At 71.0% G+C, this 18465-nt stretch carries 18 protein-coding genes; 9 read left to right on the forward strand and 9 right to left on the reverse strand.

Features of this window, described 5'->3' with window-relative positions; translation table 11 throughout:
- Positions 1–71: 71 nt before the first annotated feature.
- Both J7I97_RS07665 and purU read left to right on the forward strand, forming a co-directional pair.
- The gene (locus tag J7I97_RS07665; RefSeq protein WP_214932019.1) at positions 72–518 is read left to right on the forward strand and encodes a hypothetical protein; all 447 of its coding nucleotides are present in this window, start codon (positions 72–74) and stop codon (positions 516–518) included.
- A gap of 14 nt (positions 519–532) precedes the next feature.
- Positions 533–1405, forward strand: a complete 873-nt coding sequence (gene purU / locus J7I97_RS07670) for a formyltetrahydrofolate deformylase (protein WP_214931980.1) — start codon at positions 533–535, stop codon at positions 1403–1405.
- A gap of 105 nt (positions 1406–1510) precedes the next feature.
- Here the strand turns inward: purU and J7I97_RS07675 are convergent, their stop codons facing one another.
- Both J7I97_RS07675 and J7I97_RS07680 read right to left on the reverse strand, forming a co-directional pair.
- Positions 1511–2776, reverse strand: a complete 1266-nt coding sequence (locus tag J7I97_RS07675; RefSeq protein WP_214931983.1) for a zf-HC2 domain-containing protein — start codon at positions 2774–2776, stop codon at positions 1511–1513.
- Complete coding sequence (locus tag J7I97_RS07680) at positions 2773–3351, reverse strand: sigma factor (RefSeq protein ID WP_214931985.1); 579 nt, start codon at positions 3349–3351, stop codon at positions 2773–2775. Before J7I97_RS07680 ends, J7I97_RS07675 begins: the two co-directional genes overlap by 4 nt.
- A 283-nt stretch (positions 3352–3634) precedes the next feature.
- Between J7I97_RS07680 and J7I97_RS07685 the strand changes: the two genes are divergently transcribed.
- On the forward strand, positions 3635–4159 hold the full coding sequence (locus J7I97_RS07685; RefSeq protein ID WP_214931987.1) for an EF-hand domain-containing protein: 525 nt from the start codon (positions 3635–3637) through the stop codon (positions 4157–4159).
- A gap of 65 nt (positions 4160–4224) precedes the next feature.
- Here the strand turns inward: J7I97_RS07685 and J7I97_RS07690 are convergent, their stop codons facing one another.
- The 6 genes from J7I97_RS07690 to J7I97_RS07715 all read right to left on the reverse strand — a co-directional run bounded on the left by J7I97_RS07690 (position 4225) and on the right by J7I97_RS07715 (position 10961).
- Positions 4225–5091, reverse strand: coding sequence for an immunity 49 family protein (locus tag J7I97_RS07690; RefSeq protein ID WP_308364629.1), 867 nt, complete (start codon positions 5089–5091; stop codon positions 4225–4227).
- A gap of 13 nt (positions 5092–5104) precedes the next feature.
- Positions 5105–8104 carry a hypothetical protein gene (locus tag J7I97_RS07695; RefSeq protein WP_214931990.1) on the reverse strand — a complete coding sequence of 1000 codons (3000 nt, stop codon included), beginning with the start codon at positions 8102–8104 and terminating at the stop codon, positions 5105–5107.
- The gene (locus J7I97_RS07700) at positions 8101–8529 is read right to left on the reverse strand and encodes a DUF6507 family protein (protein ID WP_214931992.1); all 429 of its coding nucleotides are present in this window, start codon (positions 8527–8529) and stop codon (positions 8101–8103) included. Before J7I97_RS07700 ends, J7I97_RS07695 begins: the two co-directional genes overlap by 4 nt.
- 53 nt (positions 8530–8582) lie before the next feature.
- Positions 8583–8894, reverse strand: a complete 312-nt coding sequence (locus J7I97_RS07705; RefSeq protein WP_214931994.1) for a pore-forming ESAT-6 family protein — start codon at positions 8892–8894, stop codon at positions 8583–8585.
- Between the two features lie 20 nt (positions 8895–8914).
- On the reverse strand, positions 8915–9247 hold the full coding sequence (locus J7I97_RS07710) for a hypothetical protein (RefSeq protein ID WP_214931996.1): 333 nt from the start codon (positions 9245–9247) through the stop codon (positions 8915–8917).
- 157 nt (positions 9248–9404) lie between these two features.
- Positions 9405–10961, reverse strand: coding sequence for a class I adenylate-forming enzyme family protein (locus tag J7I97_RS07715; RefSeq protein WP_214931998.1), 1557 nt, complete (start codon positions 10959–10961; stop codon positions 9405–9407).
- A gap of 138 nt (positions 10962–11099) precedes the next feature.
- Here J7I97_RS07715 and J7I97_RS07720 point away from each other — a divergent pair, with 138 nt between their 5' ends.
- The 4 genes from J7I97_RS07720 to J7I97_RS07735 all read left to right on the forward strand — a co-directional run bounded on the left by J7I97_RS07720 (position 11100) and on the right by J7I97_RS07735 (position 15319).
- Positions 11100–12314, forward strand: coding sequence for an amidohydrolase family protein (locus J7I97_RS07720; protein WP_214932001.1), 1215 nt, complete (start codon positions 11100–11102; stop codon positions 12312–12314).
- Positions 12314–13477: an acyl-CoA dehydrogenase gene (locus J7I97_RS07725; protein WP_214932003.1), complete on the forward strand. Its 1164-nt coding sequence runs from the start codon at positions 12314–12316 to the stop codon at positions 13475–13477. The genes J7I97_RS07720 and J7I97_RS07725 overlap by 1 nt, the downstream gene beginning before the upstream one ends.
- A 5-nt stretch (positions 13478–13482) precedes the next feature.
- Complete coding sequence (locus J7I97_RS07730; RefSeq protein ID WP_214932005.1) at positions 13483–14490, forward strand: acyl-CoA dehydrogenase family protein; 1008 nt, start codon at positions 13483–13485, stop codon at positions 14488–14490.
- 358 nt (positions 14491–14848) lie between these two features.
- A complete protein-coding gene (locus tag J7I97_RS07735; protein ID WP_214932007.1) occupies positions 14849–15319 on the forward strand; it encodes an ATP-binding protein in 471 nt (156 codons plus the stop codon).
- Between the two features lie 316 nt (positions 15320–15635).
- Here J7I97_RS07735 and J7I97_RS07740 read toward each other — a convergent pair whose 3' ends face one another.
- Positions 15636–16562 (reverse strand): cyclase family protein, encoded by a 927-nt coding sequence (locus tag J7I97_RS07740; protein ID WP_214932008.1) that lies wholly within the window; start codon positions 16560–16562, stop codon positions 15636–15638.
- Between the two features lie 119 nt (positions 16563–16681).
- Here J7I97_RS07740 and J7I97_RS07745 point away from each other — a divergent pair, with 119 nt between their 5' ends.
- Both J7I97_RS07745 and J7I97_RS07750 read left to right on the forward strand, forming a co-directional pair.
- The gene (locus J7I97_RS07745) at positions 16682–17602 is read left to right on the forward strand and encodes an SDR family NAD(P)-dependent oxidoreductase (RefSeq protein ID WP_214932010.1); all 921 of its coding nucleotides are present in this window, start codon (positions 16682–16684) and stop codon (positions 17600–17602) included.
- Positions 17603–17617: 15 nt separating this feature from the next.
- A partial coding sequence (locus J7I97_RS07750) for an acyl-CoA dehydrogenase family protein (RefSeq protein WP_214932012.1) occupies positions 17618–18465 on the forward strand: 848 nt, incomplete at its 3' end.

Below are 18465 nucleotides of genomic sequence, written 5' to 3' on the forward strand. Positions count from 1 at the left end.
GTACGATCGAAAGCGTGACATTCGCCGAAAGCTCGAAGAACCCTTCCCGCCGCGGCAGCCGCTCCTCCACCATGGGCGGCATGCCCCTCAACGACATGCCGTGGTGGCGCTGGCGCAGCAACGTGCGCTCGGCGCTGCACATGCTTTCCGATCCGGCGTTCCAGGAGGACACCTGGCTGGTCGGCGCCGAGGGGTACGGGGACGTCACCGACGCCGTGTACCGGCTCGTCGAGGACACCTGGCTCGACAGCTGGTCCGCCGAGAAGTACGTCGGCACGATCTTCCGCGACTCGCAGGAGGCGGCCCTCGTCGACCTCGCGGTGCTGCGGGTGCTGCGGATCCTGCACCAGGTCGGGCCGGACGCGCCCGTGTCCACGTACCTGGAACACCACGCCTGGCCCGAGGCGGTGCGGGCGGCGCGCGAGGCGCACGTGCGTCTTGCCACGGCGGACGGGGACGACCCGGACGAAAGGCCCAGCTCACTGGACGTTCTGAGGATCCTCACCCGCGCGGTATGAAAGGCTGTGGGGTCATGAGCGATGACCCGCAGCAGCAGCCCCAGCAGTACGTCCTCACCCTGTCCTGCCCTGACAAGCAGGGCATCGTGCATGCCGTGTCCAGTTACCTGTTCATGACCGGATGCAACATCGAGGACAGCCGGCAGTTCGGCGACCACGACACCGGCCTTTTCTTCATGCGGGTCCACTTCTCGGCGGAGCCGCCGGTGACCGTGGAGAAGCTGCGGGCCAGCTTCGCCGCCATCGGGGACTCCTTCCGTATGGACTGGCAGATCCACCGCTCCGACGATCGCATGCGGATCGTGCTGATGGTGTCCAAGTTCGGCCACTGCCTGAACGACCTGCTGTTCCGGGCGCGGATCGGTGCACTGCCGGTGGAGATCGCGGCGGTGGTCTCCAACCACACGGACTTCGCGGAGCTGGTCGGCTCGTACGACATCCCGTTCGTGCACATTCCGGTGACCAAGGACACGAAGGCGGCGGCGGAGACGCAGCTGCTGGAGCTGGTGCGCGCGGAGAACGTCGAGCTGGTGGTCCTTGCGCGGTACATGCAGGTGCTGTCGGACACGCTGTGCAAGGAGTTGAGCGGGCGGATCATCAACATCCACCACTCGTTCCTGCCGAGCTTCAAGGGCGCGAAGCCGTACCACCAGGCGCATGCGCGCGGTGTGAAGCTGATCGGTGCGACGGCGCACTACGTGACGGCCGACCTGGACGAGGGCCCGATCATCGAGCAGGAGGTCGAGCGGGTGGGCCACGAGGTGACGCCGGACCAGCTGGTGGCGATCGGGCGTGACGTGGAGTGCCAGGCGCTGGCGCGGGCCGTGAAGTGGCACAGCGAACACCGCGTCCTGCTGAACGGCTCTCGCACGGTCGTCTTCGCCTGACACCTGCCGGGGGTTGAACCGTCCTGCCTTCTCGGCCCCGCCGGGCACACCCAGCCCCGCCGGGCTGGATGTGCCGGCCGGGCTGGATGTGCCGGCCGGGTTGGGCTACAGGCGGCTGAGGGAGGCGGCGGCGAAGAGGACGTCGCGGATGGCTTCGCGGTCGCCGTGTTGGCCTGCCGCCGCTTCCTCCGGGGAGATGTGGCCCGCGGCCAGCTGGCAGAACTCCGCGCCGTCCAGCGCGATGTGCGCCACCCGGTGGTCCGGCGACGGTTTCGCCGCCGGGGAGTCCAGGGCGATGTCCCAGCTGCCGCCGCCCCCGCCCTCGATCTCCAGCTGCAGGGTCCGCCCAGGGGCTCCCGCCGCGACCAGCCCGCGGGCCGGCGCCGCCAGGCCGCGGCGGCGGCGATGGGCGAGGGCGCTCGGGAGGAGCCGTGCCGCGAGGTCGATCATCCGGTTCAGGTGCGGACCCGACGGCGGGTCGTACGGGTAGTCCACCGCCTCCGCGATGTCCCACGCGTGCACCCAGCACTCGAAGGCGCGCTCCAGGAACGCGTCCCCGAGCGGCAGGGCGAACGAGCCGTAGTCGACGTCCAGCTCGGCCACGCCCCGGCCCGCGAACGACACCGTGCGTACGAGGGTGTGCCCCTGCTCCCGCCACGGCTCGCGGACCTGCCGTGTGACCGGGTACGAGCTGTTGTTCCAGAAGTGCTCCGTACGGCCCGCCGGTCCCCCGGGCGGGGCGTCCTTGCCCAGCGGGTCGTCCAGTCCCAGCGCGGTCGCGACCAGGCCGTCCACCGTGAGCAGATGCCCGATGACCCCGGCCACCGTGGTCCGCCGCGACTGCCGCCGGTCCTCCTCGAACCACTTCAGCCGTACCGGGGTGTGCCACTCCGACTCGCCGAAGTCCCGTAGCAGCGCGTCGAGCCGCGCCGTCTCCGTGTCGTACGGATTGGCCCACACCGGTACGGGGATGCGCGCCGGCCGCTTGCCCAGGCAGTCCTCCAGTACCCGCGACCGCAGCAGCGGCTTCAGGTCGAGGCTCTCCTCGGGATGCAGCAGCCCCACCGCGTCGCGCAGCCGCAACGCCTCCTCCGCGCAGGGCGCGCAATCGGTGAGGTGGTCCTCCACCGCCTGGGTCTCCTCCGCGGAACACGCGGCCAGCGCCCACGCGCCGAGCAGGGACTTCAGTACGGCATGGGAGGGCGGATGCGGAGGTGCGGGTGCGGGCGACGGCTGCGGGGTGTGCCGCGGGGTGTGCCGCGGGGCGTGCCGCGGGTCGAAGTCGTCGGCGGCCCCGCGAGGACCCGGTATGCGCGCGACGCCGCCGGGCCGCTCGTATCCGTCATCGGGTGTGTCGGAGCGTCCGGTCATCGGGGCGTTCCATATCCAGGGGGGCCGTATCCGGGCGGGGCGGTGTCCTCCTGCGGGAGGGTGTTGGCGGTCGACAGCAACTGCAGCCCGAGCCGCAGCCGGCGCCGCGCCTCGTCCTCGCTGATCTGGAGGTCGGCGGCGGCCTGGCGGTAGTCGCGGCGCTTGAAGTACGCGAGTTCCAGGGCGGCGCGCAGCGGTGCGGGCATGGAGGTGACGATGAAGTCCGCGCGGGCTGCCGCGTTGGCGCTGGCCACCTTGCGTTCCAGCTCCTCGCGGGAGCCGCGCCCCAGTTCGGCCTGGCGCAGCCGGGCCACCGCCTGGCCCTGGGTGATCCGGGCGACCCAGGAGCGCATGGAGCCCTGCTTGGGGTCGTAGGCGTCCGGGTTCTCCCAGATGTAGCCGAAGACCTCGCGGGTGATCCGGTCGGCGGCCTTCTCGTCGCCCAGTACCCGGTGCGCCAGGCTGTGCACGAGCGAGGCGAAGCGGTCGTACAGCTCCCCGAGCGCGGCGGCTTCGCCGCGGGCGAGGCGCTGTTGCATGCGGCGGTCCCAGCGCGGTGGTACGTCCTTCGGCATAGTGCCCCCAGCCGTGTGTCGACTCATCGAATGTAGTGGCACATGGCCGCGTGCGCCCGTTTTGCGAGAAGCTCGCCGTGGACGAGTGCCCTCCGTGATAGAAGTCCGCTCTCACCGACGGGGCTTGCGTACACACGTGCGCGCCCTGCCGCGCTTCCCGTGCGCGGGTTCGATGCGGCCGTCTGCTTGACCACTTCGCTTAACGCGCAGGCCACTCAGGCCTTACGCTCCTGCCTTGTCTTGAACTGCACCCCACCGCACACGTGAAGGCGGAACGCCGAATATGGACAGCGCAGAATACGAGCGCAAGATCGCCTCCCGATTCGCCACCTTCGACCAGGACGGCAACGGCTCGATCGACCGGGAGGACTTCAGCGCGGCCGCGAGGGCGGTGCTGGCCGAGTTCGGGACCGCCGCGCGGTCGGAGAAAGGGCAGGCGCTCTTCGCGGGCGCCGAGGCGTTCTGGCAGGGCATGGCCGGAATCGCGGACGTGGACGGTGACCAGCGGGTGTCCCGCGAGGAGTTCATCACCGGGGCGGCGAAGCGGCTGCGGGACAGCCCGGAGCGGTTCGCGGAGATCGCGCGGCCGTTCCTGCGGGCGGTGATCGCGGTGGCCTCGGAGGACGCGGCGGGCGCGGGGTCGACCCCGGCGGCGACGGCGCGCGTCCTGCGGGTGCTGGGTACCCCGGGCGAGCTGGCCGACCAGGTGGCGACGGCCCTGGACGCCGACGGCGACGGCCGTATCTCGGAGGAGGAGATCCTCAAGGCGTTCGCGGGCTACTGCGGCGTGGAGGCCCCGGACGCGTAGCACGCGCCCCCCGGCGGGCACTGCGTGCGTGCCCGCCGGTGTGGGGCTCGGGTGTGGGGTGCGGCTCAGGTGTCGATCTCGCCGGTCCAGCCGAACTCCAGGAGCTCCTTGGGCAGGTACTCGGACTCGACCTCGATCGGCATGCCGGCGTCGCGGGCCATGCAGGCGACCGCGAGCGGGCCCAGGGCCACCAGGCCCTCACCGCTCAGGGCGCGCGCCTCGTCGGCGGTCCAGAACTCCTTGTGCCACGTGAGGGCGTCGACCAGGGCCTCGTTGAACGCTTCCGCGTCCCGGCGGAGGTACCTGTAGAACATGATGACCGGCGGGTAGAGGATCTTCGCCATCAGTTCCTGGTCGGCGTACTCGACCGCTTCCGGGGCGGTGCCGTTGACCGCGGCGACGAGCTTGTCGTACACATCGTCCCGGCCGAACCAGAAGCTCTGCAGGGTCTCCACCCAGGAGTACGTGTACTCGTCGAGCAGCGCGCCCGACTCGCGCAGGAACGGGACCGGTACCTGGGCCAGGCGCTGGGCCCGGTCGTTCTCACGGCAGATCGCGGCCAGGTAGAACGAGTCGAGCCAGGTGCCCGCGTGCAGGTAGGGCTGCGGTCCCGTCGCGGGGAGGTTCTTCACCTCGCCCGCGATCCCGATCCGGCAGGGTACGGGCCCCTCGGGAGCGGTGGCCGAGGTGAACAGGGCCGAGCCGACCTGCATGGCCCTGACCCACGCCTCCCACGTCTCGAAGGCGTCCGCCTCGGGGTCCTTCAGGCAGAACCACTTCGCCGCGATGAGCGCGTCGCTCAGGGCGTCGTGGCGGTACACCTCGGACGTCTCGATGCGGTCGAGCATCCGGCCGACGTTCTTGATGAGCGGCGCCATCGCCCCGTCCACATCGTCCGTGCGGAAGTCATGGCGGGCAATCCTGGTGACCACGTGCTCTCCTCGGCTAGATCTTGAAGTATTCGAGCAGGGCACCAGCGTAGGAGCCGTCCGCCTTGCTGGCCTTCACCAGCGCATACTTCAGCTTCCCGTCCGCCAGGGCGGCCTTGAGGTCGCCCGCGATCTCGGCGTCCTTCCCGCCTCGGGCGGTCATCTCGGCGAAGATCGTGTGCAGGTACTCCTTGGTGCCCTGCTTGACCCGCATCTTCTGGGGGAGGCCGGTGCTCTGACGCCAGTCCAGCTTCGCCCCGGGCGCCTTCGCCTCGACGATGAGGTACTCGCCGTCATCGCCGAGCTTGTACAGCTGGTCGAACATGTTGGCGCCGTTGGGCGTCTTCGGGAGTTCGACCCACTCGGCGTCGGGGAAGTGCTTGGGCACGACGTGCAGCTCGGCTGCCTTCTCGCCGAGCGCCTCGCCCAGTTTGCTGTTGTTGGAGACGCCGGGGAGCTTGTCGTCGAAGGCCTTCTGCGCGGCTTCGAGGGCCGCCTTGGTCGCCTCGTTCGGTGTGGCCTTGAAGGCGTCCTGGGCATCGGTGAGGGTCCTGCCGAGGTGGCGGTTCTTCGCCACGTCGTCGAGCAGCGCGAGCTGCCCGGTGGTGGCGGTGTCCCGCTTGAACGGCTTCGAGTCGAAGGTGATCTCGGACGGCCCGCTCGGCAGGTCGTACTTGGCCACCCACTGGCCCGGGGTGGCCTCCTTCAGGATCGGGAGCTCCACGCCGTCGACGATGGCCTTCTTGTGCCAGCGGTGGCCGTCGGGGCGGTACCACTTGTCGAACCACGTCTTGTCGGGGAGGTTGGCCAGGCGGACGTGCTCGTCCTGGATCGCCTTGCGCTGCGCCGGGGTCAGGTCGTCCCGCCGCATGCTGCCGTCGCCGTACTTGGGCTTCTCCTGCCCGGGGTGCGCCGGGTTGGAGGGGTCGTCGGCCGCGTGGCCCGCGTCACCGGCCGCGTCGTCCGCGGCACGGCCCGCGTCACCGGCCGCGTCACCGGCTGCGTCGCCCGCCGCGTGGCCCGCGTCCCCCGTCGCGTCGCCGGCCGCGTGGCCCGCGTCGCCGATCGCGTCGTCGCCGGCGCGGCCCAGGTCGTCCAGGCCGCCGCCGGGGCCCGTGGCGCCGCCGCCGGGGCCGTCGGTGCGGGGGAGGCCGTTGTCGGCGGCCCCGCCGCCGGGCAGGTCGTGGCCGCCGCCGCCCGTGGAGGGGCCGTCGGTGCGCGGGCCGGGTACGGCCTCTCCGGGACGGACGCCGGTACCGGTGTTGTCCAGGCTGTTGGCGGGCATGTGGTCGCCCACGCCGCCTCCGGGCGTGTGCGGGGTGTTCCCGCCCGGCAGGTTGTCGCCGGCCCGGCCGGTGGGCGTGAGGTCGCCCGGGAGGTGGCTTCCCGGGTTGCCGCCGGGCGTGTGGTCGCCGACACGGCCGATGTCGTCGGTGCTGCCGCCGAGGCGGACGAAGTCGTCGCCGCCGCGGCCGCCGACGCCGGCCAGCTCGGGGACCCTGGCCGGGGCCGGAGTCCCGACCCGCGGCGTGTCCGCCCCGGTGACGGGGTTGGCGGGCTTGTCCGGCGTGGTGGGCCTGCCGTCGGCGCCTGGCTTGTCCACCACGTCCTTCGGGGCCTCGGCCACATGGCTGTCGACGCTGCCGTCGGCCTTGTAGATGGTGCCGTCCTCGCCCATGAACCGCGGGGCGCCTTCGCCGGGCAGGCGGACTGTGCCGGGCGGCAGGGCGGTGGTTCCCTCGGGGAGCTTGAAGTTGCCGTCGGGTAGCTTGACCGCACCGTCGGGGATCTTGACGCCGTCGGGGATGTGGACCGTGCCGTCGGGGAGCTTGAGGGAGCCCTCGGGCAGGTTGATGGTGCCGTCGGGGAACTTGGGCAGCTCGATGTTGCCCATGCCCTTGAGACCGGCCATGACATCGCCGATCTTGCCGAGACCGGCGCCGGCGCCCTTGAACACGTAGGTCATGGGGTCGATGGCCTTGCCGACCTTGCCCGCGAGGGAAATCGCCCTGGCGGCCGCTCCGGCCTTGCCCGCGCCCGAGGCGGCGCCCCCGGCGCCTCCGGTGAAGACGGTGGTCACGACGTTGAAGGTGACCGCGCCGGCCGCACGGGAGGGGTTCTCGCTCCACTGGTCCCAGGCCAGCAGCGCCTTGCCGGTCTCCTTCATCGCGGTGCGGGAGTCCCGCAGCCAGGACGGGAGGTCCTTGTCGTCGGCCAGCAGGTACGCGGAGCCGACGACGGGGATGGAGGTGATGACCAGGCCGGTGGCGAGCTTGCCCAGGCCCACCCAGGCCTGCCCGGCGGCGTCCCATCCGTCGAACCCGACCAGCGTGCCCAGGCCCTTGATGGTGCCCCACACGCCGTCGACGATGACGCCCTTGCCGAAGTCGTAGGCGTGCTCCCACACCTGCCACCACGGCACCGACTCGGCGACCGCGTCACCCCACGGCAGGGACTTCGACGCCTTGAGGGCCTCGCCGTCGTAGCCGTACATGTGGTCGCCGTTGGAGCCGTCGTTGACCTTGAGCGGCTTCCCGCCGACCAGCGCGACGATCTTGGCGTGCGCGTTGCGCTCGGCGGTCTGGAACTGCGCCCAGACCTCGGCGATCTCGTTGCGCCGGTCGAGGTTCTCCTCGATCAGGTCGCCGTCCTCACGCCACTTCTTGTCGTGGGAGACCTTGTCCTTGAAGGACTGCGCCTCCTCGCGCAGGTGGTCCAGCTTCTTGATCAGCGGGTCGATGTCGCTCGCGTACGTGCCGAGGGCGCCCGCGATGACGCACATGTCGGAACTGAACTTCAGGGTGACGTCCACGACCGGCTTCGTCACCGCGAACAGCTGCTCCGCCTCGGGAGCCTTGTAGTACGCCGACATCCCGCCGAAGGTGGTGTGGACGGCGTTGCCCGCGGTGGCGAGGGAGGCGCCGTCGCCCGACAGCGACTTCACCTTCTCCTGGAGCTTGGCGAGATCGCCGGTGAAGACCGGGATCTCGGCCGGGTTGACCGGTGCGTCACTCACTTGGCGCCCCCCGTGGCGTCCTTGAGGAGATCCAGTCGCACGGCCTTCGCCGCGTCCTGGGCGTGCTTGGCCGCGTCCAGATCGCCCTCGATGTACTCGTTGGTGGCCTTCGCGGCCCCGAGAACGGCGGCCTGGATCCGCTCGGACATCGAGGTGAGGTCCTTCTGCCGCTCCTTGCAGTACTCGGCGAGCGCGGCGCCCACCGGCCCGGACGCCTTCTGCGACAGTGGAGGCGCTCCGACCGGTACGGGTCCTTGCAGAGGTGTCGACGCCACCGAACCCGGTACGGCGGTGCCCGCGGCGTGCGCGGCCTCCGACATGTCGGTCATCAGTTTGTTCAGTGCCTTCTCCAGCTCACCGGCACGCGTGCCGGTGAGCTGCAACTGGCCCTGTACACCCTGCGGCTTGATGTCCCACGACGTCATGAATCCCCCTGCGAACCGAACCGAACCGAACGCGTCTGATCGCGCCGCGGACGTCAGCCGATGTTGTCGACGGCGGCCTTGGCGCGGGCGATCGTCTGCGCGGCCGTCTGGTCGTTCTTCTCCAGCGTCGACCTCAGCAGCCCGATGATGTTCTTGACCTCCTGCGAGGCACCCTTCCAGCGCAGTTCCTTGGCGTGGTACTCGTCCGCCACGCCATCGGCCGCGAAGTCCATCATCGCGGCGTTCACCTGCGCGTCACGCGCGGCGATGACCTGCTCCAGACGGCCGATCACCACGTTGATGTTGGTCTGTGCCTCCGTCGAGGCACCCGTGTCGTACGACCGACGGTCTTCTCCCGCTGCCATCAACCATCACTCCCCGTGAATTACCGGCCGCCGAAGCGGGCCGCGTCGAAGTTGGCGCCCGCCATCTGCTGGCGCGCGTTGTCGCCCTGCTCCTGGTCACCGCTACCGAACGCCGCGTCCATGCCCGCCTGCCCGCCGAGGATCCCCGACAGCGCGCCGTTCAGCGCCTTGGTGATGTCGTCGGAATGCAGCTTGAACAGGTCGAACGCGGCCTTGCCCGCACCGTTGAACTTTCCCTCGAGCGGCTGCGCGGCATGCAGCAGCTGCTTGATCAACAGGCCGAGGTCGTTCCCCGAGTTCTGCGAGTGCGACTGCAGGTCCGTCAGGACCCGCGCCCCCATGTCGAATTTCATCAGACTCCCCGCCAGGATGGATGGCTGGATGAACGTATTACTTCATCAATATCAACCCCTGCGTCGCTGGTGCAATCTGCAACCGCACCCTGTGACGAACGCATGACAAAGGGCCGCCGGACAGTCAGTCCGGCGGCCTCGTCCGTACCCGAGACGGTCAGGCGAAGCGCTCGCGGAGTTTGTACTTGAGCACCTTGCGCAGGGCGTCGTTGCGGGGGAGCGCGTCGACCAGTTCCAGCTGCTCGGGCAGTTTGTGGGTCGACAGGCCCTGAGTGCGCAGGTAGGCCGTCAGCTGGGGCAGGGTCAAGGGAGCGGCGCCCGCGGGCTGTTCGACCACCGCGCAGACCCGTTCGCCGCGCACCGGGTCCGGGAGGCCGACGACGGCCACGTCGCCGACGCCCGGAAGCTGGTGGAGGAGGTCCTCGATCTCCTTCGCGGAGATGTTCTCCCCCTTGCGGATGATGACGTCCTTGCTGCGGCCCGTGAGCACCAGGTGCCCGCTCTGCGTCAGGTGGCCCAAGTCGCCGGTGACGAGGTAGCCGTCGCGGTCGAAGACCTCACCGTCCTGCTCCCGGTTGAGGTATCCCCGGCAGACCGCCTCGCCGCGCAGGCGCACCTCCCCGTCGGTGTCCGGGGGGAGCGGTCTGCCGTCCGGTGACGTGATGCGGATCGACATGCCGGCCGGCGGGCGCCCCTCGGTCGTCGCGAGGTTCTCCGCCGTGTCGTCCGGGGCGCCCATGGTGATCATCGGGACCTCGGTCATGCCGTAGCCGTGGGTCAGCTGGCAGCCCAGCTCCCGTACCACCGCGTGATAGATCTCCGGCGGCTTCGGGGCGCCGCCGCCCGCGAGGAGGCGGAGGGTGGGGATGAGCCTCTCGGCCGGCGCCTTGCGCTGTTCGGCCAGGAACATGGAGTAGAAGGCCGTGGAGCCGCCGGCCACCGTGACCCCGTGCCGGCGGTAGCCGTCCAGCGCGTCGGGCATGGCGAACTTCTCGAACAGGACGGCGGGGAAGCCGTAGAGGAGGAGCATCACGGTGTAGTCCGGGCCCGCGATGTGTGCGAACGGGAAGGCCATGGAGCCGACGTCCGAGGGATCCAGGTGCAGCGCGTGCGCCAGGCAGGAGCCGCCGGCGATCAGGGACCGGTCGGTGTGCAGGACGCCCTTGGGGTCCGAGGTGGTGCCGGAGGTCCAGTAGATCCAGCGGACGTCCGTGCCGGAGGAAGGGGGAGGGGGCAGTACGGACGGGTCGCCGGCCGGGAGGTCCTCGTAGGCCTGGAAGATCCCGCGCGCGCCGAGCCGTCGCGCCATCGCCGTGTGGTCGAAGCCCCGCCAGGTGCCGGGGACGGCGAAGAACTCGGCCTTCGACTCGCGCAGCGCGAAGCCGACCTCCCGGTCCCGGTAGAAGGGGATGACCGGTGACTGGACGGCGCCGATGCGGGCGAGGGCGACCGACAGGAGCACGGTCTCGATACGGGTGGGGAGCTGCCAGGCGACCACCGTGCCGGGGCGTACGCCCATGTCGTACAGGCCCGCCGCCACCTGCTCGGAGCGGTCGCGGAGCTCACCGAAGGCGAGCGTCCGGTCCGCCGAGGGGTCGTCGGCCGCCTCGATCAGCACCGTGGCGTCGGGGGTCAGCGCGGCCCGCCGGGCGATCAGCTCCCACAGGGTGGGGGACTGGCTCAGTTGTATCGCGGTGTCCGTGGTGTCCGACATCCCAGACCTCCCCTAGCTGACGGATAGTCAGATCAAGCGGAGAGCGTAGAGCTCCGGCGCTTGTCGGTCCAGGGGTGGCGGAGCTAGCTTGTTTCTGACGATCCATCAGATTCATTCGGCTTGCGGCGAGGGGACACCATGGAACTGCCTCGGATCATCAGCGTGGACGACCACGTGATCGAGCCCGCGCACCTCTTCGATGTCTGGCTGCCCGCCAAGTACCGCGACCGCGGCCCCAAAGCGCTCACCGCGGGCATCGGCGAGCTCGCGTACACCGGCGGCAAGTACGTGATCACCATGGATCCCGACGGCCCGCCCACCGACTGGTGGATCTACGAGGACCTGAAGTTCCCGTACAAGCGCAACATCGCCGCCGTCGGTTTCGACCGCGACGAGATGACCCTGGAGGGGATCACCCGCGAGGAGATGCGCAGAGGCTGCTGGGACCCCAAGGCGCGCCTCGCCGACATGGACCTCAACCACGTCGAGGCCTCGCTCTGCTTCCCGACCTTCCCCCGCTTCTGCGGGCAGACCTTCGCCGAGGCCCGCGACAAGGAAGTGGCACTGGCGTGCGTACGGGCCTACAACGACTGGATGGTCGAGGAGTGGTGCGGTGACAGCGGCGGCCGGCTGATCCCGCTCTGCATCATCCCGCTCTGGGACATCGGCCTCGCCGTCGCCGAGATCCGGCGCAACGCCGCGCGCGGGGTGCGGGCCGTCACCTTTTCCGAGATACCGACCTACCTGGGCCTGCCCTCGATCCACTCCGGCTACTGGGACCCCTTCTTCGCCGTCTGCCAGGAGACCGGCACCGTCGTCAACATGCACATCGGGTCCAGCTCGCAGATGCCCGCCGCCTCGCCCGACGCGCCGCCCGCCGTGCAGGCCTCGCTCAGCTTCAACAACGCGATGGCCTCGATGATGGACTTCCTGTTCAGCGGGGTGCTGGTGAAGTTCCCGACGCTGAAGCTGGCGTACAGCGAGGGCCAGATGGGCTGGATCCCGTACGCCCTGGAGCGCGCCGACGACGTGTGGGAGGAGCACCGCGCCTGGGGCGGGGTGCGCGACCTGATCCCCGAGCCGCCGTCCACGTACTACTACCGGCAGATGTTCTGCTGCTTCTTCCGCGACAAGCACGGGATCGCCTCGCTCGACGTCGTCGGCCGGGACAACGCGACCTTCGAGACCGACTACCCGCACGTGGACTCGACGTTCCCGCACACCAAGGAGGTCGCCCTCGACCACGTGAAGGGGCTGGACGAGGAGACCGTCTACAAGCTGATGCGCGGCAACGCCATCCGGATGCTCGGGCTCGACTTCGACCGGGACCTGCGCGACGGCAGGGCCCGCTAGTGGATCTGACCTACACGGAGGAGGAGCAGGAGTTCCGGGCCCGGCTGCGCTCCTGGCTCACCAAGGTGCTGCCCGAGCTGCCCGCCAAGCCGTCCCCGGACGACTGGCCCGGCCGGCGCGCGTACGACCTCGGCTGGCAGCGCAGGCTGTACGACGCCGGGTACGCCGGCCTGCACTGGCCCGTCGACGCGGGCGGCAGGGGCGCGACCCCGACCCAGCACCTGATCTTCCTGGAGGAGACGGAGCGCGCCGGGGCCCCGTACGTCGGCGCGAACTTCGTCGGGCTGCTGCACGCCGGCCCGACCATCGCCGCCGAGGGCACGGCCGGGCAGCGGGCCCGCTGGCTGCCGCCCGTGCTGCGCGGGGACGAGGTGTGGTGCCAGGGGTTCAGCGAGCCCGACGCGGGCTCCGACCTGGCCTCGCTGCGGACGCGCGCGGTCCGCGACGGCGACGAGTACGTGATCACCGGGTCGAAGATCTGGACCTCGCACGCGGAGGTCGCCGACTGGTGCGAGCTGCTGGTGCGGACAGACCCCATCAGCGCCGCCGCCCCCAAGCACCGCGGGATCTCCTGGCTGGCCATGCCGATGGACGCGCCGGGGGTCACCGTCCGGCCGCTGCGGACCCTCGCCGGCTCGACGGAGTTCGCGGAGATGTTCCTCGACGAGGTACGGGTCCCGGTGGCCAACCGGGTCGGGGCGGAGAACGACGGCTGGCGCGTCACCATGGTGACCCTGTCCTTCGAGCGGGGCACCGCCTTCGTCGGCGAGGTCGTCGCCTGCCGGCGGACCCTCGCCGGGCTCGCGCGCGCGGCGAAGGCGAACGGCCGGTGGGACGATCCCGTTCTACGTCGCACCCTCGGACGGCTCTACGGAGAATTCGGCGCCCTCTGGAGGCTGACGCAGTGGAACGTCAGCGAGTCCGAGCGCACCGGAGGCGTTCCCGGCACAGGGGGCAGTGTCTTCAAGCTGGCGTACTCGCACGCGCGGCAAGAGCTGTACGACACCGCGGCCGAGGTGCTGGGCGCGGGCTCCCTCGCGCTGGACGAGGAGTGGGTCCTGGACCGGCTCTCGTCCCTCTCGTACACCATCGCGGCGGGCACCTCGCAGATCCAGCGGAACATCGTCGCCGAGCGCATCCTCGGCCTCCCGAAGGGGCGGTGAGAGGTATGGACTTCCAGCCGACCGAGGACCAGCGGGACCTGCGGGCGGGCGTACGCGAGCTCCTGGCGCGGCGGTACGGGCGCGAGGCGCTCCGGGCGGCGGTCGACGGCGGGGCGGTCGACGGCGGGGCGGTCGACGGCGGGGCGGTCGTCGACCGGGAGCTGTGGCGGGAGCTCGGCGAGGCCGGGTTCTTCGCGCTGCGGCTCCCCGAGGCCGAGGGCGGGGTCGGGCTCGGGCTCCCGGAGGCGGTGCTCGTCTTCGAGGAGGCCGGGCGGGCGCTGCTGCCGGGGCCGCTGGTCGCCACGCACCTGGCGGCCGGTGTGGTCCCGGGCGCGGCGGCCGGGACGACCGTCGTGACGGCCTTCGACCTGGGGGACCACGGCGGCGGTCCGCTGGTGGCGTACCTGGGGGAGTCGGACGCGGTGCTCGGGGCGCCCGCACTGCGACCCGGTGACGGGAGCGCGGCCCGGGTGCGCTCGGCGGACCCGCTGACGCCGCTGTACCGGGTGGCGGCGCCGGCGGACGGCGCCGCGGCGGCCTCCGCGGAGTACCGCGGGGAGTCGGAGCACCGCGAGGAGGGGGCGCTGCTGACGGCCGCGCTCCAGCTCGGCAGCGCGCTGCGCACGGTGGAGCTGGCGGTGCGGTACGCGAAGGACCGCGAGCAGTTCGGGCAGCCGATCGGGGCGTTCCAGGCGGTCAAGCACCTGTGCGCGCGGATGCTGGTGCGCGCCGAGGTGGCCCGTGCGGCGGTCTACGCGGCGGCGGTGACGGCGTACACCGGCGGCACCGCGGAGATCGCGGCGGCCAAGCTGCTGGCGGACGAGGCGGCGGTGCGCAACGCCCGGGACTGCCTTCAGGTGCACGGCGGGATGGGGTTCACCTGGGAGGCGGATGTGCACCTGCACCTCAAGCGGGCCTGGGTGCGGGCCGAGCAGTGGCGGACCGCGGCGGAGGCGGAGGAGCAGCTGGCGCGGGCACTGCTGGAGGAGGCGTTGGGGGAGGCTGCGGAGTAGCTGTGGGGTAGCTGTACGAGTAGTCGGCGCCGTCGGCGTCGTCGTAGCGGGCTGTTACGGGAAGGACGGCGGGGGACGCATGTCCGATTACGGAGAGTTGATATCGGTTTGTGTCCTTCGCTCGACTCCTTGCGGCCCGGAGTCGGGGGCCTGCTCCGGTACGCTCCCACGAATGCGAGCGGTTGAGCGGCGCGAGCGTCGCACAGTATGCACCACGCCTACTCCTTCGCGCTGGAATATGCCCGAAGCGCTTGTTGTGGTGACTGTATGTCAACCATGCTGCTCCGAAAGGGGGTCACGGTCCGTGATCCCGTTCCGTCGTGAGGCGAAGTGTCCGCCGGTTCGGATGGTGTGAGCGGTGCAGGTGCTTCAGGTTCAGCTGGAGGTACGACCGGACCCGGCCGAGGTCGGCCGGGCTCGGCGATGGGCGCGCTCCCGGCTGGCCGGGTCCGGCATAGGGGACGACGAGCCGCTTGCCGAGACGCTGATCCTGCTGATCTCCGAGCTGGTCACCAACGCGGTCGTGCACACCGGCTGTCCGGCCGTGCTGCGGATGCTGTTCGGGGGCCCCGGGGTGCGGGTCGAGGTCGCCGACGCGAGCGACCGGGGACCGGCCCGGAGACGGGCCGCCGGGGACGACACGGGCGGGCGCGGACTGGAGCTGGTGGACGGTCTGGCGGACCGGTGGGGCTGGCAGCACGAGGGCGCGGGCAAGCGGATCTGGTGCGAGATCGACCGCGCGGAGAAGGCCGCGGAGTGCGCGACGGACGGACCTGACGGGTCGTCGGAATGTTGTGGGCCGATCCGGGAACCGCGCGTGTACCTCTAACGAGGTGTTGACGGACCGTCATGTGTTGATCACCCTGGTGGTGAACGATTCGACGCGAGGGGACGCCAAGGGTCCAGCCTTGACGAGTGCGGGTCGTGGGGTGGCGGCTGCCGTGCCGTGCTCGGGGCGTGCATGCGCGTACGCCGCCACCCGTTGGTCAAGGCCCCCTGCTCGGCTCTGCGGGGGCCTCGACACCTCTATGGGCGCCTGATGAGCGTCTATGGGCGCCTGATGAGCGTCTGATGAGCGCTGGCTGGGCGCCTGACGGGAGCCGGCTGGGTGGCGCCCGTCGCGCGGAGGGTGTCAGGGGAGGGCGTCAGAGGATGGCGACCGGGGCCACCGGTGTGCCCACGGCGCCGACGAACGGTTCCGGCATCGCGGACAGCAGGAACGCGTACCGGCTTTCTTCTGCACAGGCTGTGGACAACTTTTCGAGATCCCAGTTCTGGCCCTGGTACATGCCCATCTCGACCAGGTCGAGCGCGTGCACCGGCAGCCACAGGTTCTCGATCTCCGGCGGGAAGATCTCGAAGGTCAGCGTGTCGTTGGCGACGGCCGCCACGTCCCGCGCGTGGAACCACTCGGGCGTACGGACGGACAGGCCCGGGGACGGGAAGCCGTAGCCGTGACGGTCGCCCGCCAGGTAGACCTGGATCTGGCCCGTGCGGACGAGGATGATGTCCCCGGGGCGGACCGTGACCCGGCCGAACTCCTCCGCCTCCGCCAGGTCCTCCGGGGTCACCGCGTGGCCCCCCGGGAGCCGGTCCAGGCCCTTCGCGCGGGCCACGTCGAGCAGGACCCCGCGCGAGACGATGTGCCCGGCCTTGTCGATGCCGCTGAATTGAGCCCGGGTGTGGGCCGTGATCGTGTCGGCCGGTCGGCCGTTGTAGATCTTCCCCGAGTGTGAGACGTGGGTCAGGGCGTCCCAGTGGGTCGCGGCCTGGAGGCCCATCGTCACGGCGTCGTCGCTGCACGCCACCGTGCCCGGGCCGAAGATCTCCTGGTTGATCTGCACCATTGTGTGCAGCGGGTTGATCCGGCCCGGGATCATGCCGGCCTGGACGCCGTCCTCCTTGAGCGGGAGCGCGAGCGGTATCCGGCGGCCGCCGCGGATCTCGGCGGCGGCCGCGCGAGCGACCTCGTCGGTGATGAGGTTCAGGGTGCCGATCTCGTCGTCGGCGCCCCAGCGGCCCCAGTTGTTGATGCGCTTGGCGATGTCGTGGAACTCGGCGGGCATGCCCATGGACTCATCACTCCTCGCAGAAATCGCCGACGACCGGACCCGGGCGGGGTCTTGTGCAGCCGTATCCGGCTGCCCATAGAATCTAACGGTCCGTCAGAAACCGCGGGAAGGGGCCGGACGTGGGGAACTTCTTGTCAGGCAAGGTCGTCGCCGTCACCGGTGCGGGCCGGGGCATCGGACGGGCCGTGGCACTCGCCGCCGCCGCCGAGGGCGCCAGGGTCGTCGTCAACGACTACGGCGTCGGCATCGAGGGCGGGGAACCGACCAGCGAGATCGCCGAGTCGGTGGTGAAGGAGATCACCGCCGCCGGCGGCGAGGCCGTGGCCGTCGCCGACGACATATCGACCATGGCGGGCGGCCAGCGCATCGTCGACACGGCACTGGCCCAGTACGGGCGCATCGACGGCGTCGTGTGCGTGGCCGGCATCCTGCGCGAGCGCATGCTGTTCAACATGTCCGAGGAGGAATGGGACCCCGTCGTCGCCACCCACCTCAAGGGCACCTTCACCGTCTTCCGCGCCGCCTCCGCCGTCATGCGCAGGCAGGGCTCCGGCACCCTGATCGGCTTCACCAGCGGCAACCACCAGGGCTCGGTCGCCCAGGCCAACTACAGCGCCGCCAAGGGCGGGATCATCTCGCTGGTCCGGTCGGCCGCGCTCGGGCTGAACAAGTACGGGGTCACCGCCAACGCCGTCGCCCCGGTCGCCCGTACCCGCATGTCGGCCAACGTGCCCATGGAGCTCAAGGAGATCGGCGAGCCCGAGGACGTCGCGGCGCTGGTCACCTACCTGCTCAGCGACAAGGCCGTGGCCGTCGGCGGCGAGAAGATCACCGGGCAGGTGTACACGATCGCCGGCCCGAAGATCGCCGTGTGGGCGCAGCCGCGCGAGCTGCGCGCCGGGTACGCGGAAGGCTCCTGGACCCCGGAGAAGATCGCCGACTTCCTGCCCGGGACGGTGGGCACCGACCCGATGCCGATGCTGGTGCAGCTGGAGGCCATGGCCAAGGCGGCGGCCGCCAAGGACCGCCCCAACGCGTAGGGGGACCCGGACGACATGGACTTCAGCTTCGGAGCCGAGGACGAGGAGCTGCGCGGGCGCGCCCGCGCCTGGCTCACCGAGCACCTCGTGGGCCCGTACAAGCAGGTCATCGGCCTCGGCGGGCCCGGCAGCGAGCACGAAGGGATCGCCGCGCGGCGCGCGTGGGAGCGCGAGCTGGGCCGTGGCGGCTGGATCGGCCAGGGCTGGGACGCACCGCCCGGGGCGTACGGCCAACAGCGGATCTCCCTCACCGGCCAGGTGGTGTGGGCCGAGGAGTACGCGGCGCTGCGCGCCCCCGGCCGGGTCGGCCACATCGGGGAGAACCTCCTCGCGCCCACACTGATCGCGTACGGATCGCAGGACCAGCGCGACCGGTTCCTGCCGGGCATCGCGCGTGGCGAGGAGCTGTGGTGCCAGGGCTACAGCGAGCCGGGCGCCGGCTCCGACCTGGCGGGGATCCGCACGGCGGCGGAGCGGGACCGCGCCGACGGGCTGTACCGGGTCACCGGGCAGAAGATCTGGACCTCGCTCGCCCAGGACGCCGACTGGTGTTTCGTACTGGCCCGCACGGAGGCGGGGTCCACACGGCATCGGGGGCTGTCGTTCCTGCTCGTACCGATGGACCAGCCGGGCCGGGTCGACGTCCGGCCGATCCGGCAGATGTCGGGGACGGCGGAGTTCAACGAGGTCTTCCTCGACGGGGCGGTGGCGGCGGAGGTCGTCGGCGGCGAAGGCAACGGCTGGTCCGTGGCCATGGGGCTGCTCGCCTTGGAGCGGGGGGTCTCGACGCTGGTCCAGCAGATCGGGTTCGCGGCGGAGCTGGAGCGGGTGCTCGCCGTGTATGCGGGGGCGGGGGCGGGGGC

The sequence above is a fragment of the Streptomyces sp. ISL-87 genome (assembly GCF_018614095.1).
GTDB lineage: Bacteria > Actinomycetota > Actinomycetes > Streptomycetales > Streptomycetaceae > Streptomyces.